Genomic DNA, 19281 nt, shown 5'->3' with positions numbered 1-19281 from the left:
GAAACATAAAGATAAATGACATCCCTTAATAACAGCCGTTTTGCACCAACTCTGTAACAGTTAAAAATCAGAACATTTGTACTTTAGGGAAAACCACTTCAAGGATAATGGTTAGGAAAAAATAAATCTATGCAGAATGATTAGGTGATTTGGATGACAATTCTATTTCGTATTAGTTCGTATTAGAGGCAATAAGATTTCAGCATAATAATACTAATAGATATAGCTAATACCTTACTAAGAATTTATACTTTCTTTGGTTGCTTAGGAACAGCAAATAATCTTTTCTCGCTCCCCCTATCTTACCTATATATTATTTCGTTGCTCTGTTAGAGGGGCTCTCTTGAGAACAACGCAGTCAAAAAGAGCAAACAATCAAATAGTAATAGCTCCATTTTTCTGATCATTATTTCTTAAACTTCCATATTCATTAATGACTTTTTAACCATCATCACTGAATAGAATGGAGTGCTTTTATCAGGTAGCCGTTATCACATCTTGATGCGCGGGCAACTTAAGTGGGCAACCATAGACTTTTAGCCATTGGCACCTTATCTGGGAAAAGCTATGTTGCCTTGGTAACAATCCAAATCTGCTTATAGCGCTCCATCCTTTAGAGGGCATCTCTAATTTGCCATATTTATAAATGGTAATGGAGTATGCAAATCTCCCCATGGTCATAGATGTATTTATTTTTTCTGGGAGCTAAAATTTGCAGTTGGGTTATGGGTTTTTCGATTGTTTTTGCCGGTAAAACCATAGCCGGACATTAAAAATATGACTGAGTCTGTACTTACTATGCTGCCGTTAGAAAACGGTTTTTCAGTAGCTACACTGATTAAAACTGTCAAGGCAATTATTCAGGCCCAGACTAATGGATATATCCATTTACAAACATTGACCGGAGAACAATGGTGGCTTGATTTTCGGGTAGGACGTCTGCTATGGGCTGGGGGTGGTCAGCATCGCTTTCGCAGATGGCAGCGCCTGCTAAAGACCCATTGTCCAGATTTACAACCTAGTGATGTAAGACTGCGAGAAACAGACGTTTTTGACCATTGGGAATATGTGGCTTTGTCAGTGTTACTGCGCCGACAGCAACTGCATCGGGAGATTGCGATCGCAATCATCCAGGCCACACTCTCCGAAGTTCTCTTCGATATTTGCCAAGCAGTGGGCGATCTTACCCAAGTTGCTCACACAACGGATCGTCAATCACGATTAACCCAGCCAATGGCCATTCTTAGTAGTACGGCCTTGTTTTATAACGTCAAAACGGAGCTAGAGTCATGGCAACAGACAGAACTGGGCACCATCTCTCCAAATCTGTCTCCCATCATCATTGACAATCAACGGCTCAAACAGTGCACCCAGCCACGCACTTATCAAATTTTGAAACGATTACTTCAAGGGAATCGTTCACTACGAGAGCTAAGTCATATTACAGGGCGAGATATACCTTCATTAGCAAGTATGTTGGCAGGATATGTGGAACGAGGTATCGTCACCCTAAATCCCATTGACGACCTGCTCAGTCCTTATGCCTCCATATCACAAAAAGTCCCCCTCCAAGTTGCTAAGAAATTACCCCTGATCTTTTGTATCGACGACAGCCCTCAAGTAGGCTACCTGATAGAAGAAGCTCTACGCCCAGCCGGATATCGCTGCACTAGCATTCAAGACTCGATCCAGGCGTTAGCACAAGTCATCCGCCATAAGCCTGACATGATTTTTCTGGATTTGATTATGCCCGTGGCCAATGGCTACGAAATTTGTAAACAAATTCGTCGAGTCAAGACCTTCCGCAAAACACCTATTGTGATCCTAACGGGCAATGATGGGCTGGTGGATCGGATGCGGGCCAAAGCAGCAGGTGCTACAGACTTTATGGCTAAGCCTGTCGATCCGATCAAGGTGATTGAAATGGTGCGATATCAACTAGCCAATGTAGAAAATGAAACTGCAACACATCAAAAATAATGCCTTTCAGGGTCAACTTGCCTTACGCCTTAAATTGCTGCGCATAAAATTGCTCATACCGTCCCTGTTGTTCTAACAGCTCAAAATGAGTTCCTGATTCAGCAATCCGGCCATTTTCGAGAAACAAAATGCGATCTGCTTTACGAACTGTACTAAGTCGGTGGGCAATGACAAATACTGTTCGACTTTCCATCGCTCGTTCCAATGCCTCTTGAACTAAAGCCTCCGACTCAGAATCCAATGCCGATGTCGCTTCGTCCAAAATCAAAATGCGCGGGTTCAACAAAATTGCGCGGGCAATGGCAATTCTCTGACGTTGCCCCCCGGACAAGTTCACGCCCCGCTCTCCCACCCAAGTATGATACCCCTGAGAAAACTGCCGAATAAAATCATGGGCATTGGCCACTCGTGCGGCCGATTCCACCGCCTCATAGTCGAAATCAGTCTGCCCATAGGCAATATTTTGAGCAATTGTCCCCGAGAACAATGTTGTCTCCTGGGGGACAATACCAATTTGGCGACGTAAACTACGCAAGGTGACATCTCGTATATCCGTACCATCGACCAAAATTTCTCCTATTTGAGGATCATAAAATCTTGCCAACAGATTAACCAATGTGGTTTTACCAGCTCCCGATGGCCCCACTAAAGCGATAACATCACCTGGTTCTACAAATAAGGAGAGGTCCTGGAATACAGGCTTACCAGAGGCGTAGGTAAAACTGATATCACGATACTCTACCTTGCCAGTAATGGGAGGGAGCACCTTCGTATCTGATCGGTCCTGTAGCGTTGGCTCCTCCGCAAATAGCTCGAATACACGCTCAGCAGAGGCTTCGGTTTGCTTAAACGCATTGTAATGCTGAGTAACAAGATTAATTGGATCGATTAATAATGCCACTGCCACCAAAAAGCTCACAAACTCCTGGGGTTGCAGTCTTCCTAAGGCAATTTGCCATCCCCCTAGCAAAAACAAAAACATAATCCCCACGGCTTCTAAAAAACCCACCACAGGGTATTGAATAGCAGTCAGATGCTCTGTTCGATATTTGGCCATGCGATTTTCATCGGCCACCTCACTAAAGCGACCGACCTCATACTCATCTGCCGCAAATGCCTTTACTACACGAATGTTACTCAGAACCTCAGTCAACAACGAAGAGAGATTAGAGATCTCATTCTGACTACGGCGAGACAACGACAACATCCGATTCCCAAAACTACCAATCAGCCATGCCATTAGTGGAGCAATCAAAAATCCTGCCAGCGTCAGAGGCCAGTTGAGATAAAACATATAGATGGGAATAGCGATAAGCTGAAACACGCAGGAGATAAACTGCTGCGACATCTTATAAATCACTTCACCAATACGATCGATATCTTCAGTCAGACGATAGGAGAGATCTCCTGTCTTAGCAGAGGCAAAATAATCGATACTAAGCTTATGCAAGTGAGCATAGACTTTTTTTCTGAGTTCTAGGACCGCTGCTAGCGATGCACGAATAGAAAAAACTTTCTCCCCGTACTGAAAGAGATTTTGAATCAGAAACGCCAGGGTAGTCAGTCCCAACCATCTGGCAATATGCGGCACTTGTCCCTGGCTAATAAAATAAGTCACCTGACCTGCCAGGTAAGGCAGCATCACTGTGGCCAGAACATAGCCAACAATGCACACAAACGACCAGGCAAACAGCGGCCACTGGGGCTGAAGAAATGGCAGTAGTTGCCAATAAACTGATCGTTGTTTTGGGGACATAGGTATTTTATTTAAGAATCAAAGGGATAGTAGACATAGTTAAGTGGGGTAAACAAGGGCTTTGTAAAGATAGGCCAATATTGTCAAACCCTAGAGATTGATGGGGAGTCAACGGCATATCGTCTCTTCACTATCTGCTCTAAAAAAGCCTACCTGAATCCTTAAAGCGCCTTTCCTGCATCCAGCTTTTCTAAAGTGTCCAGTACTACCTTGGCAATGCGATAGGATGCTCCAAAAGGACCAAACCGCTCTTGCCCGTTGGCAATACAAGCTTTTAGATAAGCTTCATCCTGGATAGTTGCCACAGCATATTGGGCTGCTTCTTTGAGAATGGCAGGTGTCGCTGGTTCAGTACCCACCGTTTTTACCGAAAGCCCCAATAGCCGATCTTGGGCCTCGGCAAAAGCATAGGTAAACTGGGGACCAGCCCCAGGAATTTGCAAAATTGGTTTACCAATAGCCATTGCTTGATCTACCGCCAGCCCAGCCATACCAAGGACAAGAGTGGTGTTGCATACAATATCGCTAAAGGCATCACTAAAACATAGAACACTGACTATGGGCTCACCACTAGCAGGGAAGGTAAGTTTGCCTTCGTCGTGATGCCAACCGGCTTCGGCAGCGACAGTCCCTAGAGAGGCCATGACATCAGGCACTAGCGCAGCACGAAACTGTATATCAGGATTGAGTCTAGCAATTTCAGTAGCTAGCCCCATCAATAACTTGAAATTACGTATTGCCTCGGGAATGCGTGAACCAGGTAGCAGCGACATCATGGGGCGATTTGCATCCAACTGCAGATCCTTGCCCTTGGATTTCAAACGATCAAGGGAAGGGATACCGCCAAACTGAGCCTTGGTAAAACCTTGCTTTTGATAGTCCTTAGCCGTGTAAGCATCTCGAGAAAATAGGGTTAGGCATCGAGGGGACTTGAGTACCGCCTTGAGCACCATATCGATTTTGAGAGTGCCCTCGTACATGGCAGACAGCGGAGAAGTAAAGGAGATAAAGGGGCGACCACTGAGATAAGCAAAACACTGACCGACCACATCACCCGTAGCAAAAACAAGATCGCACTGAGGAACATAATGCTGCACAGCCCTAAGCTGCTTCCAAGTGGAGGTGAGCAATCCTGCTCGAATGTCGTTAATTAAGCGCAGACGATTGGTATAAGTAAATCCTCCTGAGGGGAGTGTTAGCGTTGGAGAAATAATGGGCACATCAATGTTGCGATAGGCATGGCCCTGACCAACAATGGGGGCAGCAGCAATGTCCAAATCTGGTGCAAGTTCCCGCAGACTGCGAATAATATGGGAAGAGTGGTTATCTTCACCGTGGCCGTTACTAATAAATAGGAGTTTGTGGGACATGGATAGATGGCCAACAGCCAGAAAATAGCCCTGCCCAAGAGATAAATAACTCTAAAATGTGAGTTAGGCAGAGATTTAATTGAATCTATAGTACAACCTAGGGACAATTCACCAGTGGTAAGTAAATATGTGTCTTTGTATAAAAATCAGTACTTACCCTTGATGTAAATAATTAGCAACAGGTGGGTGCTCCATACTCAACAGCACAGGCACATTTTTTTATGGGGCTCCTCCTCTTAGGGATAAGCTAGCATCGTCAGAATCTAAAAAAACCGCTTAGGAATTCCCAAGCGGCAAAGGTGATAGTCGTTAGTCGTTCATGTTCTTAAGCCCTAGGCAGATCGTTTACGTTTGATACCCAATAGAGCAGTACCAGCACCCAGCAGACCTAACATAGTGCCAGGTTCCGGTACAGCCTGATAGACAGAAATAGTTGCACTTTCTTCATTACTGACAACCAGTAGAGGCTCACCGTTGGGGCTATCTTCACGATTAATGTAGACCAACCCCTCAGGACTGATATCCTCACTAAAGCTGGGTTCATAGGTGACAAAGCTTGGAGCAGTGGGGTTAGTGATGTCGTACACCATCACACCACCAGAACGCTCTAACCCAATAAAGGCTAGGGTACGTCCATCGAACATACCAATAGTGACCCCTTCGGGTTCTGGACCTTTGTCATCACTGCGGTCATCAAACTCTTCAGGGTCACCATCATTGATGTTAAAGAACTCGGGGAAATCAGCCGCAATGATTTGCTCAAAGTCATCACCGCTGTCAAAGACTAGGTTGCCTGCAGCATCGAAAATGGAAAAGGAGCGAGCACCATAGCTGTAGATTTGGTCAACATCACCATCACCATCGGTATCACCTAAGGTATTTGTGGTTTTGAGACGACCCAGGTTTTCGTCTTGCTGAAGTTCATCTGCATTGGGATAAGCGGTTGGATCGAGGATTAGATCCTTAACGCGCTCTTCTTCAGAGAACCCATCATAGTCTCGAGCATCACCTTCGTTGGCAGTAACTACATAGGTTTCACCATTAACGGTATAGGTTGCGATCGCATCCGGCTGATACAGACCCAACACCGGATGAGTCTGAATATTAATGCCACCATCTTCATTACTAGCATCAAAGCCATTACCCTTAAGGCTGTGATCCTTAAACCCAAGGCTCTTCACAGCTGTAAAGGTCTCAGTATCGAGATCTAGAATACCGAGAGCATTATTCTCCTGAATAGAAACATAAGCAGTCGATCCATCTTCAGAAACTGCAATATACTCAGGTTCCAAATCTTGCTCGGGAGTCGCACCAGGGCCAAAGATACGGACTTCAGGGTCAATAGCCACACCACCAAAGCCAATGGTGTTAACTGTGCCGTTAGCCACATCGATAATGCTGACTGACCCCTCAGGATCCACATCGTAATCATCGTTAGGCTCACCTTCGTTAGCCACCAGCGCTTTACTGCCATCAGGCGTAAATGTGACCATGTCAGGCAGAGCACCTACATTAAATTTGATTTGGAAATTTCCCTGAGCATCAAAGAAGGCAACAATACCATCGTCTTGCTTAGTATCAGCTTCAATAGCTGCCGCCAAAATACCCTTACTAAAGGCCACGCTATTCACACCACCACTTTCAAATCCACCAATATTAGATGGATTAGTTAAATCAATAGAGCTGACAAATGTAGGTGTACTAGGTGTGGTGAGATTAAAAATCTCAATAGTGTCACCAGTAGTAACAAACAAGTTAGCAGTTTCGGCATCAAACGCAGAAATCTCTGCACCACCCTCAACCTGAGCACCACCCAAACGGTTAAGACTAAAAGCAGAGGCAGGAACAGCCATCGCACCGGCCAAAACGATTGCCGGGACGACCGCCCCTAACGTGTATTTAAGTGTCATAGTGTCGTTTTTTAGATCAAGATCAATTGAAGTTGTCAATAAGTCGTACCCCCAGGGCATCCTACTGCAGCTGCCTCAGTGCACTAACCAAGGCGCAGACCAGACCGCAGAAAGGATTTAATTTGAAAGTAGAGTAATTGCCTATGCCAAAGGTTAAGGGAGGGTAAAAGCCCAGGATCCTTTCAAAAAGTTTTATAGAGCCTCATCAGGGATTCATCTTTGTTGGGATACATACATTTTTGTTAGCTTATTGCCCAGGACAAAGCTGCATTAATTCCATATCCATTAATGTCGATCTGCCCTCTCCCCATACCTTATTTACCTTGAATTCCGCCCAACCCCTCACTACTCTGGCACAATGAAAGGGGCAAGCTCTCTGTTCAGCAAAGGTCCCCAAGGATTTTGGTCTTAACGCCTGACGAATTATTTCCGTTTAAGCTCGATCCGTTTCAAGTGGAAGCCATTGATGCACTCAATCGAGGGAAATCTGTGGTTGTTTGTGCGCCTACTGGCTCTGGGAAAACGCTAGTCGGCGAATATGCTATCCACCGAGCACTGCATACCAACCAGCGGGTTTTTTACACCACCCCCCTTAAAGCCCTGTCCAATCAAAAATTGAGGGACTTTCGTCACCTCTTTGGAAACAACAAGGTAGGACTACTCACAGGTGACACCTCCATAAATCGTGACGCGCCGATCCTGGTGATGACCACGGAGATCTTTCGCAATATGCTCTATGGCACCACCATGGGAGAGGTGGGAGATGCTGTCAAGGGATTACAAACAGTGGTCCTGGACGAGTGTCACTATATGAATGACCGTCAACGTGGCACCGTATGGGAAGAGTCCATCATCTACTGCCCACCAGAAATTCAACTCGTAGGACTATCGGCAACGGTCGCTAATGGCGATCAGTTGACTGATTGGATCACCAAAACCCACGGGCCAAGCCAGCTAATCTATTCAGATTTTCGTCCCGTCCCCTTAACGATGCATTTTGCAACGGGGAAAGGGCTCTTTCCGCTGTTAAATGACAAAAAAACAGCTCTCCATGGCCGTCTAAAAAGACACCGTAAACCGCCTCGACGACAAAAAGGTCAAAAGAAAAAACCAGCCACAGCCAATAACGCATTTATCGTCTCCCAGCTGCAGCAAAAAGATATGCTGCCATCCATTTTCTTTATTTTTAGTCGCAAGGGATGTGACAAGGCCGTTCAAAGTGTTAGCAATCTATCCTTGATCAATCCCACTGAATCCCTCGTACTCAAAGAGCGTATCGATGAATTTCTAGCCGCCAATCCTGAAGCAGCCCGTGCCGGACAAGTGGCCCCTCTATACAACGGTATCGCCGCTCACCATGCCGGACTTCTACCCGCCTGGAAAGGATTGGTGGAAGAGCTCTTCCAAGCAGGGTTGATTAAGGTGGTTTTTGCCACAGAAACTCTGGCCGCAGGCATTAATATGCCTGCTCGCACCACCGTAATTTCTAGCTTGTCAAAACGTACTGATAGTGGTCACCGTCTACTTCATGCCTCCGAGTTTTTGCAGATGGCAGGACGGGCAGGTCGTCGCGGCATGGATGACGAAGGCCACGTAGTCACCGTAGAAACTCCGTTTGAAGGAGCGCAGGAAGCAGGCTATCTAGCCCTGGCTAAACCCGATCCGCTAGTAAGCCAGTTCACGCCTAGCTATGGCATGGTTCTTAATCTGTTACAAACCCACTCCCTGGAAGAAACTCGCGATCTGATCGAGCGCAGTTTTGGCCAATATCTTTCCACCTTACATCTCAGGCCTCAGCAACAAGCCATCGATGATGTGGAAAAAAACATTGCCCTGATTCGTGACCAGTTAGCCGCTATTGGCGAAGACATTCTTGCAGAATACGCTAAGCTCCGAGAACGTCTCCGTGAGGAACGTCGTCTGCTCAAAATTTTGGATAAACAAGCCACTGATGTCCTGGCTAGCGATATGAGCACAGCGGCTAACTTTGCAGTCCCTGGCACCATATTATCTCTCAAGGGTAAACATATTCCTGTTGCAAACCCTTTACCAGCAGTTATCGTCACCAAAGTGGAGGGACCGGGACAATTTCCCTATTTGGCTTGTCTCACCTTTGATAACCAATGGATGGTGGCAACACCGCGCGATGTTTTTGGTCTGTATGAAAAGTACGGTCGGCTTTCAGCGGTCGATGACCTGACTCTGCCAACTGCACTGACAATGAAAGCAGGGAACAAGTTTCCTGGAGATGAAAACAGTGGCCCTGTTGCTGAACTCATTCCTCAGCAACTGCCCACTCTGGATGAACTGGCTCCTGAGGTCAAGGAGCAGCGAGACCGCATGCATGCAGTTGAAGCAACACTAGCCAGCCATCCGCTCAATGAATTTGGCAAACCCAAATCATTATTAAAAAAACAGCAGCGTCTCCAACTGCTGCAAGCAGAACTCAGCGATCGCAAAACTAAATATGTAAAATACGCAAGCCGCTACTGGGAAGAATTTCTCAATCTAATGGCTATTCTCGAGAACTTTGGCGGACTCACCAATAATCAGCCGACCAACTTTGGCAAAATGGCTGCTGCCATCCGAGGTGAAAATGAACTATGGCTCGCTTTAGCGTTAGGGTCTGGAGAATTTGACACCCTCCCCCCCCATCAGTTTGCCACTGCCTGCGCCGCTATTGTCACCGAAATCAGTCGTCCTGATAGCTGGACCCACTACCGCACATCCCCCGCAGTCGAAACAGCCCTGGAAGGGTTACGTTCCATTCGTCGTCAAATGTTTCAACAGCAGCGTCGTTACCAGGTCACCTTGCCTGTCCCCCTGGAATGGAATCTGGTCGCCCTCGTCGAACAGTGGGCTCTAGAAACCGAATGGAATGAACTGTGCCAAAACACCAGCCTGGACGAAGGCGATGTAGTCCGAATCTTACGCCGCACCCTCGATATCCTGTCACAAATTCCCCACGTTCCATTTTTGTCTAGTACGGTGAAATCCAACGCCCGCCAAGCCGCTTACTTGCTCAATCGATTCCCCATCAACGAAGTTGGCGAACACACTAACATTAATCCATTGGCTGACGATGATGACCTGGATACTGACGATAGCAACAACAGCAATGAACAAGAATAATTAGAAAAGGTTGGCAATATCCACTATGCCCATTATTTCATTGTCTAATCAAATGACCACGGCTTCTTCATTACCCATCCCCGCCAAAACCCTCTGCCGTGCACAGCGGGCCGTTCGCTGTGCACCGTTTTATATGAAATTACTAGCAGCAATGCGCTCCCAAAGCGTTTCCCTCAGAGCCATCAGTGACGATCGCGGTATGCTCAATGGTTACACCCGCCAACCTCTATCAGACGTTGCGGTCGATCATCACTTAGGATGGCTGATGTCCGTTGGCATCGTCCGCCGAGAAGTCGACGGACAAGGATTGACCGATAGCTTTCGCCTGACACCGATTGGTCGTCAATTAGTTGAACAATGGGAAGAAACAGGTCGTCCGGATTCTACAGGTAGCCTGCCGGATTATGTACTCAACGCCAAGAACCGTTGGGTCAGACTACCAACCTGGCTACAGTAAGTAACCAGGTTAATTTTAAGACCTTACTGTAAACACACTAGAGCGTTAACAACAAAGATCCTTAAAGTCTGGAGTTTGGGTATGGTTATGCCATAATGCACACCAATCTACAATTTCTAGCTTGACGCCGTACGATTACCAATACTTTGTATTGAACAGCCGTTATTCCAACTTGATATTTCAACTCGATATTTCAACCATTAAAAATGAAATTGGACCGGGAGACGCTCTAGCATGAAGGCCATTATGGTAGTGGGGACCACCTCCCACGCAGGGAAATCTCTACTCGTTACAGCACTTTGTCGTATGCTCAGTCGCCGTGGCTGGCGAGTGGCTCCCTTCAAGGGACAAAATATGGCCCCCAATGCCTACGTCACCCCTAATGGGGCTGAAATTGGATATCCCCAAGCAGTCCAGGCCTGGGCAGCAGGTGTCTCCCCCCAAGCGGAGATGAACCCAGTCCTACTGAAACCCCAAAGCAACACAACTTCTCAAGTGATTATCAAAGGGCGGCCCGCTGGTCACACCACAGCCGCCCAATATCATGAAACCTACTTTGAGAGTGGTTGGCAGGCAGTCCAAGAAAGCCTGGCTCGGCTGGGACAAGAATTTGATCTATTAATTTGTGAAGGGGATGGCAACCCTGCCGAAATTAATATCAAGCATCGCGATCTGGCTAATATGCGGATTGCCAAAACCCTCAATGCCCCTACAATCCTAGTAGCCGATATTGATCGTGGCGGCGCATTTGCCCACATTATAGGCACCCTTGAACTGCTTGACCCCGATGAGCGTGCCCTAGTCAAAGGCATTATTATCAATAAGTTTCGCGGCCAGAAAAGTCTACTGCAACCAGGCATTGAATGGCTGGAAGAACGCACAGGCATCTCCGTACTTGGCGTAATCCCATGGATTGACAGTGCCTCTCCTGCTGAGGATTCTCTCTCACTAATGGAACGACCAGTAGAAAAACATTCAGCAGAACTCAATATTGCCGTTATTCGACTACCCCGGATTTCCAACTTTACAGACTTTGATCCATTAGAAGCTGAACCTTCTGTCAACGTTAGATATCTCAGCCCCAAAGATGACTTAGGACATCCCGATGCCGTTATTTTACCTGGCACCAAAACCGCTATTGCTGACCTCCTAATTTTGCAACGTACTGGCATGGCAGAGGCTATTCAGAACTATGCTGCAGCAGGTGGTACTGTCCTGGGGATTTGTGGTGGCTTCCAGCTGATGGGGCAAATGCTCGCCGATCCAGAAGGCTTAGAAGGTCAAGAAGGTCGCTTTAGAGGATTAAGTATTCTACCGTTGCGTACAGTCATTACTCAAAATAAAGTGGCACGCCAGCGATCAGTCAGTTCCAAATATCCTCAAGAAGGTCTGCCTGTAAATGGTTATGAGATTCACCACGGTCGCACTCAGCTCGTCATGACGCCCGAAGGCGGGGAGCCAGGCCCTAAATTTCAACCAATCTTTGATGACCGCAGTCTAGGTATTGTGGATGAAACCGAATCCCTCTGGGGTACTTACCTTCATGGCATCTTTGATAATGGTCCCTGGAGACGAGCTTGGCTCAATCGGTTGCGACAGCAGCGTGGTTTAGGCTCTCTACCTACAGGTATTGCCAACTATCGCGAACAGCGTGATGCCATGCTCAACGATTTAGCTAATACAGTCGAGCAATATATCAATCTAGACCCGATCCTTACTCAGTCTTAATGATGATGCTTGCCCAAAAAACCTAACGTCCATTACCCTCACCGCACTTGAGGCTGACTGTGGGACTATATCCTAGTCCTCTCAAAGTTTTTTGCCATGCCTCTTATAGATGTTGCCTTGCTAACTTTAGGAGGTTTAACTGCAGGGATATTGGCAGGGTTGCTTGGTATTGGAGGAGGGGTATTGATGGTCCCCCTCCTCCTCTTATTTGGCATGAATGTGGAGCAGGCTGCGGCCACAAGCTTATTGGCAATTTTGGTGACGGCCACTACCGGCAGCCTCCAAAATTGGCGCATGGGATATCTGCGTCCCAAAGACATATTCATGCTGGCAATACCAGCTATTGTCCTAGTTATTATCGGAACAGAATTTGGAGACATCCTGGCAGAACATTGGCGACGTGCTGCATTTGGCAGTCTACTGATAGCTAATATTTATCTAGTAGGGCTGAAAAAACGCGTTGCCACACGAGAAACAGATACTCCTAAGTCAATCACCCTCGTCGCTGCCCGCATCATTACTGGCGGCACATCAGGCTTCATGGCTGGACTGTTTGGTGTAGGTGGTGGGGTGATTATGGTGCCACTACAGGTATTACTGCTCAATACTGACCTCAAAAACGCCGTACGCAATAGTTTAGGCGTCATTGTGCTTACATCTCTAGTAGCCTGTATCCACAATGGCGTCAAAGGAGACATCGTCTATGATGCTGGCTTAAGCCTGGGCCTAGGGGGCCTGATCGGAGTACAAATTAGCACCCGCTTTCTACCCAAGCTCCCAGACCATGTCGTCAGCAGGTTATTTCGGACATTATTGTGCGTATTAGCCGCTTATGTATTTTGGCAAGCATGGCACGCCTACATCAGCAATCTATGAGCAAGAAGTAATCGACAAAAAAGAGCACTAACCCATAGCTAGCGCTCTTTACTAACTTTAAAAAGCTAGCATCAAGCATATTCAATATTTTCAAAAACCTACAGGCTGCCCACAAGGAATGAAGCGAAAATACTTACCTCACTAGACTCAAGTGTTCATAACTCCTGCCCCAAACACTAATCTTTGGTCTGAATGTAAAGAATGAGCAGAAATACAGTTGGAACGAAGACAAACAAGATGCTGGCTACAAACCCTAGATTATTGACTTCCATAGGACTTAGCTATTAATTCTCTCAACAACAAACCACATGGCTAAGCATATCACCCTGCTTCAACTCAATGAACCGATAAACTCTACGACTGCAATCATTAATACATTGGCCATTAGCATCAGAGAGCAACGATAAGTTGTGTATAGCAACGTGTTAACGATTCTTCTTAGGTTTAGTCACGACACTGACTGGTCCATTGACCAGGGTCTGACAAGCCAATCGACAGTTATGAGGACGTTTTTTAAGCCGCTTCTCCTCAACAGCGGTCCGGGGCGATAAATTACCTAATCCTTCAGCAATTTCCACAACACACAAGGCACATTGGCCATAGCCGCCGCAGTTCATCATCTTTCCGGTCAAGGTATATATATCAATCCGATTGTCTATAGCCTTCTGACGAAGATTCGCACCGTCCGTTGCTGTGATCTCAACATCTTCTTTAATAAACTTAATAGTGGCCATCAAATAGCTCCAAAAGCAATTGCTATAAAGTCGGTAAAGCCTTGAATGGCATAATCCCAAGTAATCCAACTTGCATTGGATTATGAACTCTAGTTACACTTCTTTATACACTTTAATCTTAATATTTGAGTGGATTAGTCCGTCGGGAATCGTCTGGATTCATTACCTCATCAGGCTACTTACCCACAATCTCTGATTTGCACTGCCCTTAAGGAAAATTCCTTAGATGTTTATTTTGGAGTCAATGGGGGGATCTGGTAGCCTGTTTGTATCGGTATTTTAATGTACGGCTAACATTTCCAAACTAGGAGGAGGCGCGTAGTCAATGGGACTACCCTGGTACCGGGTACATACAGTCGTGGTTAACGATCCTGGACGACTGATTTCTGTACACCTGATGCATACTGCACTTGTAGCAGGCTGGGCTGGCTCTATGGCCCTGTTTGAGCTTGCTACATTTGATCCAAGTGATCCTGCTCTGAACCCCATGTGGCGTCAGGGTATGTTTGTTCTTCCCTTTATGGCCCGTATTGGTGTAACCGGGTCTTGGGGAGGCTGGAGTGTAACTGGAGAAACAGGCGTTGATCCTGGTTTCTGGTCATTTGAAGGCGTTGCACTTGCACACATCGTGCTATCTGGCTTGCTATTCTTGGCAGCTGTTTGGCACTGGGTTTTCTGGGATTTAGATCTATTCCGTGACCCTCGAACTGGTGAGCCCGCTTTGGACTTACCCAAGATGTTCGGTATTCACCTGTTCTTATCTGGTTTACTTTGTTTCGGTTTCGGCGCGTTCCACCTGAGTGGAGCTTGGGGACCTGGGATGTGGGTATCTGATCCATATGCCCTGACTGGCCATGTGCAGCCAGTTGCCCCAGAATGGGGGCCTGGTGGATTTAACCCCTATAACGCTGGTGGCATTGTGGCTCACCACATCGCAGCCGGTATCGTCGGCATCGTGGCAGGTTTATTCCACCTGACAGTACGTCCCCCTCAGCGTCTGTATAAGGCGTTGCGTATGGGTAATATTGAAACCGTACTTTCGAGTAGTATTGCAGCCGTATTCTTTGCTGCCTTTGTAGTTGCTGGCACTATGTGGTATGGCAACGCTACTACTCCAGTCGAGCTGTTTGGCCCGACCCGCTTCCAATGGGATGGTGGCTACTATCAGCAAGAAATTGAACGTCGTGTTCAAGCTGATATGGCTGACGGGCTGAGCCGTGAGGAAGCTTATGAGAATATTCCTGAAAAGCTGGCTTTCTATGACTATGTGGGTAATAGTCCTGCAAAGGGTGGTTTATTCCGCGTAGGTCCCATGGATAGTGGTGATGGTATCGCTACTGGCTGGCTGGGTCATCCTGTATTCAAGGATGCTGAAGGCCGTGAGCTATCAGTTCGCCGTCTACCCAACTTCTTTGAAACATTCCCTGTTGTCTTGACTGACTCCAGTGGTGTGATTCGAGCTGATATTCCCTTTAGACGTGCTGAGTCTCAATTCAGTATTGAGCAGACTGGTGTATCAGTTTCTTTCTACGGTGGTGAACTTGATGGTCAGACCATTAAGGACCCTGCTCGTGTGAAGCGTTATGCCCGTAAGGCATTACTAGGTGAACCATTCGAGTTTGACCTTGAGACCCTGGATTCTGACGGTGTATTCCGTTCTAGTCCCCGTGGTTGGTTTACCTTTGGCCACGCAGTATTTGCATTACTGTTCTTCTTTGGCCACATCTGGCATGGTTCCCGGACTCTATACCGCGATGTATTCGCTGGTGTGGATCCTGATCTCTCTGAGGAGCAGGTCGAATGGGGATTCTTCCAGAAAGTGGGAGACAAAACTACCCGCGCAACAAATCGTTAAGTGCGAGGCGTAGGCTAAGGAAACGGCCCAGCGGAATATATTCGCTGGGCCGTTTTTTTGGAATAATGGTAGCTAATAGCAGCCATTGCTTGTGTCTACATCAATGGCAATCAACGTTGATTAAGTAGGACTAAATCATGGAAAGTGTTGCTTACATTCTGATTTTCACTTGTATTATTGGTACGCTCTTTTTTGCGATCGCATTTCGTGAGCCGCCCCGAATCAAAAAAGACTAGTTGTTTAACACTTAAGCCAGATTAATAATTACATCAAGAGCTTAAGTGAAATTAGCATCTAGTGCCCTTGGCGACATGAATGACATAATAGAGGCATTAACTTCTTTGCATTTAACGAAGTTAGCCTCTATTTTTATTTTAAGCGTGGTCTAATGATCGAGGCCCGCTTAAATGATTTCGGGTTTAGACTCTATGCAGTGTCCCTTCTGCCAACATCCCAGTAACCGCGTCTTAGAATCTCGATCAGCTGAAGCTGGTCGTAGTATCCGTCGCCGTCGGGAGTGCCTAGAGTGCAATTGCCGATTTACCACCTATGAGCGCATCGAGTATGTGCCCATCACAGTGATCAAACGCAATAGCGATCGTGAACTCTTTAACCGCTCGAAACTTCTGAGGGGCATTATTCGAGCATGCGAAAAAACCGGTCTCGAAGCCGCTCGTTTAGAAAATTTAATTGACAATATCGAAGCCGATCTACAGCAACGCTCATCCAGAGAAATTACCAGTGCTGACATCGGCGAGCTAGTTTTACAGCAGCTCAAGCCTTTGAGCGAAGTAGCCTATGTCCGATTTGCTTCTGTATACAGACAGTTCACAGGCATTCGTGATTTTGCAGAAACCTTAAATCATTTACAGGCTAACGATAGTACGGCTGAACCTCACTCTTACAGCACTAACGGCAGCCGGAATGGCTCTGCCCTAACGGTCTAGAGCTTTCATCACAGCTTATAGCGACGCTCTTTACAAATAGCAATCTGAAAATAATAACGTCATACTAAGTGACAGTATGGCTAAATTCACTTATCATAAATAGTCTTGCGAAGGTTTGTGTACGTTACTTAATCTCAGCCAGGGTTTCCATGTTCAGCCCTACTGCGGTTAAGTTTTGCCTACTTTGCAAGGCTCTAAGTTTTGGGCCTAGTTCAGGTTCATGCCAGGATTACAAGCTGGCTACTCAGAGTTATTTATCAGGGGTAACGGTAGGCACAATCTAAATGATGCCCTTAGCCTTGTCTGAGATAAGATCTGGATTAATGTAGGGGCGGCACACAGACGCACAACATGTCCACTCAATTATGGAGAAACCGTAGGAAACATCTAGCATGGTCAATCTTGAAACGACACAAGCCGATATAGGTTTTACTCATGAAGACTTTGAAGCTTTATTAGATAAATACGATTATCATTTTAGTCCTGGCGATATTGTTCCAGGGACAGTTTTTAGCATCGAGCCCCGAGGCGCTCTGATTGATATTGGTGCAAAAACCGCTGCTTATTTGCCCATCCAAGAAATGTCGATCAATCGCGTCGAAGCGGCTGATGAAGTGCTTCAGTCCAATGAGACTCGTGAATTTTTCATCCTGACAGATGAAAATGAAGATGGCCAGCTAACCCTCTCCATTCGACGCATCGAATATATGCGGGCATGGGAGCGTGTACGTCAACTCCAAAATGAGGATGCAACCGTTCGTTCGGACGTATTTGCTACCAACCGTGGTGGTGCCCTCGTCAGAATTGAAGGTCTTCGCGGCTTTATTCCTGGCTCCCACATCAGCACCCGCAAACCGAAAGAAGATCTAGTGGGTGAAGCATTACCTCTTAAGTTCTTAGAGGTTGATGAAGAACGTAACCGTCTAGTTCTTAGCCATCGTCGTGCGCTAGTAGAGCGTAAGATGAATGGTCTTCAGGTCGGTGAAGTGGTCATCGGTGCGGTCCGTGGTCTCAAGCCATACGGTGCATTTATCGATATTGGTGGTGTCAGCGGTCTGCTACACATCTCTGAGATTTCCCATGACCACATTGATACTCCAAACACGGTGCTCAATGTGAATGATGAAATCAAGGTCATGATCATTGACCTTGATGCTGAGCGTGGTCGGATTTCACTATCCACGAAGCAGCTCGAGCCCGAACCCGGTGACATGGTCAAAAACCCCGATATCGTATTTGAGAAAGCCGAGGAAATGGCTGAGCGCTATCGTCAGCAGTTACTGAAAGCAGCAGAAGCAGAAGCTGCTGCTGCCGCTGGTGAAGTAGATGATATTGGTGAGGGTGAAGTTGAGGAAGAAACCTACACAGAAACGGAAGAAGAGGATGATGCAACTGCTATGGCAGCTGTCGCTGAGTAATCAGGCAGACAGCTAGTAAGATAGCTAACCGGCATCTGCTGCCAAACTAATCTCGTTTTTAACTGTAATGTGGGGCTTCTGGTCCCACATTTTTTTTGATTATGAAACTGTTCAAACTAGAGCTGTGAGTATCGTTTCCTGCAACGGACAAATCTTTAATAACGTCCAAGTAATATTTCTAGATAAAGATGGCACTCTGGCTAATGTTGCCGCCTATCTCAGCCAGCTGGGGCGTACCCAGGCAGAATTGATGGAGCAACAGTTACCGAGCACGTATAACCCCGTCCTAAAGATCTTAGGATTTAGTGATCATGGGTTAACCGCTTCTGGACTCTTAGCAGTCGGTAGTCGTCACGAGACCATCATCGGTACCGCCGCTGCCGCCGCCATGGTGGGTTATCCATGGATACAAGCAGTAGAAGTAGCAACAAGCACTTTAGAGACAGCGGACCACCAATGCTCGCCCAAGGCTGCGTATACCCCTCTATTACCAGGGGTCTTAGATTTTTTGAAACGGCTCAAGCAAACCGAACTCAAAGTCATCATGGTGTCAGCTGATACCCAGAGTAATCTGAAAAATTTTGTTGACTACTATGGGCTGCAGCCTTATTTTGATAATTTGCAGGGTGTGAGCAGCCAACATCCGTCTAAAGTTGCGCCTAGTTTTTTACAGACTGCCTGCAAAAGTTTAGATATTTCCCCTCAACATGGAGTGGTCATTGGCGATGCCGCGAGCGATTTACGTATGGCAGCATCAGCCAAAGGATTTATTGGCTTTTTGGGAGGCTGGTCACCCTATATTTCCCAAACAGATATTATCCATGGCCATGACTTAAACTCAAACGATTTACCTCGTCATGCCTTCACCAAAGACTTTAGCCAGATTCGTTTAGGCTAAAATCATCCAAAAATAAAAATAGAGGTGACAAATAGCCACCTCTAAATTCAACCTTGATCTGCACATGTGCGTGTTTATTAAGCCCCATTGTGTTCGGTGTTCTTAAAGAACTCAAGTGACATGCTGTCACAGTTTATAGAGTCATGCTCTAGAGGACATATCACAATTTGTAGAGTCATGACATAGGGCGCGGCTAACGACCAATGGCATGATCCAACGC

15 protein-coding genes are annotated in these 19281 nt (G+C 46.5%); 10 read left to right on the top strand and 5 right to left on the bottom strand.

Annotated elements, in window-relative coordinates; all coding sequences use genetic code 11:
* Positions 1–777: 777 nt before the first annotated feature.
* Positions 778–1980, top strand: a complete 1203-nt coding sequence (locus IXB50_RS14105) for a response regulator (protein WP_215609619.1) — start codon at positions 778–780, stop codon at positions 1978–1980.
* A 22-nt stretch (positions 1981–2002) separates the two neighbouring features.
* Here the strand turns inward: IXB50_RS14105 and IXB50_RS14100 are convergent, their stop codons facing one another.
* The 3 genes from IXB50_RS14100 to IXB50_RS14090 all read right to left on the bottom strand — a co-directional run bounded on the left by IXB50_RS14100 (position 2003) and on the right by IXB50_RS14090 (position 7016).
* Positions 2003–3736, bottom strand: a complete 1734-nt coding sequence (locus IXB50_RS14100) for an ABC transporter ATP-binding protein (RefSeq protein WP_215609618.1) — start codon at positions 3734–3736, stop codon at positions 2003–2005.
* A 161-nt stretch (positions 3737–3897) separates the two neighbouring features.
* A complete protein-coding gene (locus IXB50_RS14095) occupies positions 3898–5106 on the bottom strand; it encodes a lipid-A-disaccharide synthase-related protein (RefSeq protein ID WP_215609617.1) in 1209 nt (402 codons plus the stop codon).
* 332 nt (positions 5107–5438) lie between these two features.
* Entirely contained in the window at positions 5439–7016 is a 1578-nt protein-coding gene (locus tag IXB50_RS14090) for a choice-of-anchor I family protein (protein WP_215609616.1), read from the bottom strand.
* A gap of 402 nt (positions 7017–7418) precedes the next feature.
* Here IXB50_RS14090 and IXB50_RS14085 point away from each other — a divergent pair, with 402 nt between their 5' ends.
* The 4 genes from IXB50_RS14085 (at position 7419) to IXB50_RS14070 (ending at position 13209) form a co-directional block, all read left to right on the top strand.
* The gene (locus tag IXB50_RS14085) at positions 7419–10148 is read left to right on the top strand and encodes a DEAD/DEAH box helicase (RefSeq protein WP_215609615.1); all 2730 of its coding nucleotides are present in this window, start codon (positions 7419–7421) and stop codon (positions 10146–10148) included.
* Between the two features lie 52 nt (positions 10149–10200).
* Entirely contained in the window at positions 10201–10605 is a 405-nt protein-coding gene (locus IXB50_RS14080) for an Npun_F0494 family protein (RefSeq protein ID WP_215609614.1), read from the top strand.
* A 234-nt stretch (positions 10606–10839) separates the two neighbouring features.
* Entirely contained in the window at positions 10840–12333 is a 1494-nt protein-coding gene (gene cobQ, locus IXB50_RS14075) for a cobyric acid synthase CobQ (RefSeq protein ID WP_215609613.1), read from the top strand.
* 96 nt (positions 12334–12429) lie between these two features.
* Positions 12430–13209: a sulfite exporter TauE/SafE family protein gene (locus tag IXB50_RS14070; RefSeq protein ID WP_215609612.1), complete on the top strand. Its 780-nt coding sequence runs from the start codon at positions 12430–12432 to the stop codon at positions 13207–13209.
* Positions 13210–13385: 176 nt separating this feature from the next.
* Here IXB50_RS14070 and psbM read toward each other — a convergent pair whose 3' ends face one another.
* Both psbM and IXB50_RS14060 read right to left on the bottom strand, forming a co-directional pair.
* Complete coding sequence (gene psbM / locus IXB50_RS14065; RefSeq protein ID WP_215609611.1) at positions 13386–13481, bottom strand: photosystem II reaction center protein PsbM; 96 nt, start codon at positions 13479–13481, stop codon at positions 13386–13388.
* Positions 13482–13634: 153 nt separating this feature from the next.
* The gene (locus IXB50_RS14060) at positions 13635–13943 is read right to left on the bottom strand and encodes a 2Fe-2S iron-sulfur cluster-binding protein (protein WP_215609610.1); all 309 of its coding nucleotides are present in this window, start codon (positions 13941–13943) and stop codon (positions 13635–13637) included.
* A 325-nt stretch (positions 13944–14268) separates the two neighbouring features.
* On the opposite strand from IXB50_RS14060, the gene psbB reads away from it, so the two are divergent.
* The 5 genes from psbB to IXB50_RS14035 all read left to right on the top strand — a co-directional run bounded on the left by psbB (position 14269) and on the right by IXB50_RS14035 (position 19061).
* Positions 14269–15798: a photosystem II chlorophyll-binding protein CP47 gene (gene psbB / locus IXB50_RS14055; RefSeq protein WP_215609609.1), complete on the top strand. Its 1530-nt coding sequence runs from the start codon at positions 14269–14271 to the stop codon at positions 15796–15798.
* Between the two features lie 137 nt (positions 15799–15935).
* Positions 15936–16034, top strand: coding sequence for a photosystem II reaction center protein T (locus IXB50_RS14050; RefSeq protein WP_006516453.1), 99 nt, complete (start codon positions 15936–15938; stop codon positions 16032–16034).
* Between the two features lie 192 nt (positions 16035–16226).
* Positions 16227–16745 (top strand): transcriptional regulator NrdR, encoded by a 519-nt coding sequence (gene nrdR, locus IXB50_RS14045; protein WP_215609644.1) that lies wholly within the window; start codon positions 16227–16229, stop codon positions 16743–16745.
* 392 nt (positions 16746–17137) lie between these two features.
* Positions 17138–18163 (top strand): 30S ribosomal protein S1, encoded by a 1026-nt coding sequence (locus IXB50_RS14040; protein ID WP_215609608.1) that lies wholly within the window; start codon positions 17138–17140, stop codon positions 18161–18163.
* A gap of 124 nt (positions 18164–18287) precedes the next feature.
* Positions 18288–19061, top strand: a complete 774-nt coding sequence (locus IXB50_RS14035) for an HAD family hydrolase (RefSeq protein WP_215609607.1) — start codon at positions 18288–18290, stop codon at positions 19059–19061.
* The last annotated feature ends 220 nt before the right edge of the window (positions 19062–19281 follow it).

Origin of the sequence: Leptothoe spongobia TAU-MAC 1115 (assembly GCF_018739885.1) — a bacterium.
Lineage (GTDB): Bacteria > Cyanobacteriota > Cyanobacteriia > Phormidesmidales > Phormidesmidaceae > Leptothoe > Leptothoe spongobia.
Note: the sequence above shows the minus strand (reverse complement) of the source record. Positions and strands in the feature narration are given on the sequence as shown.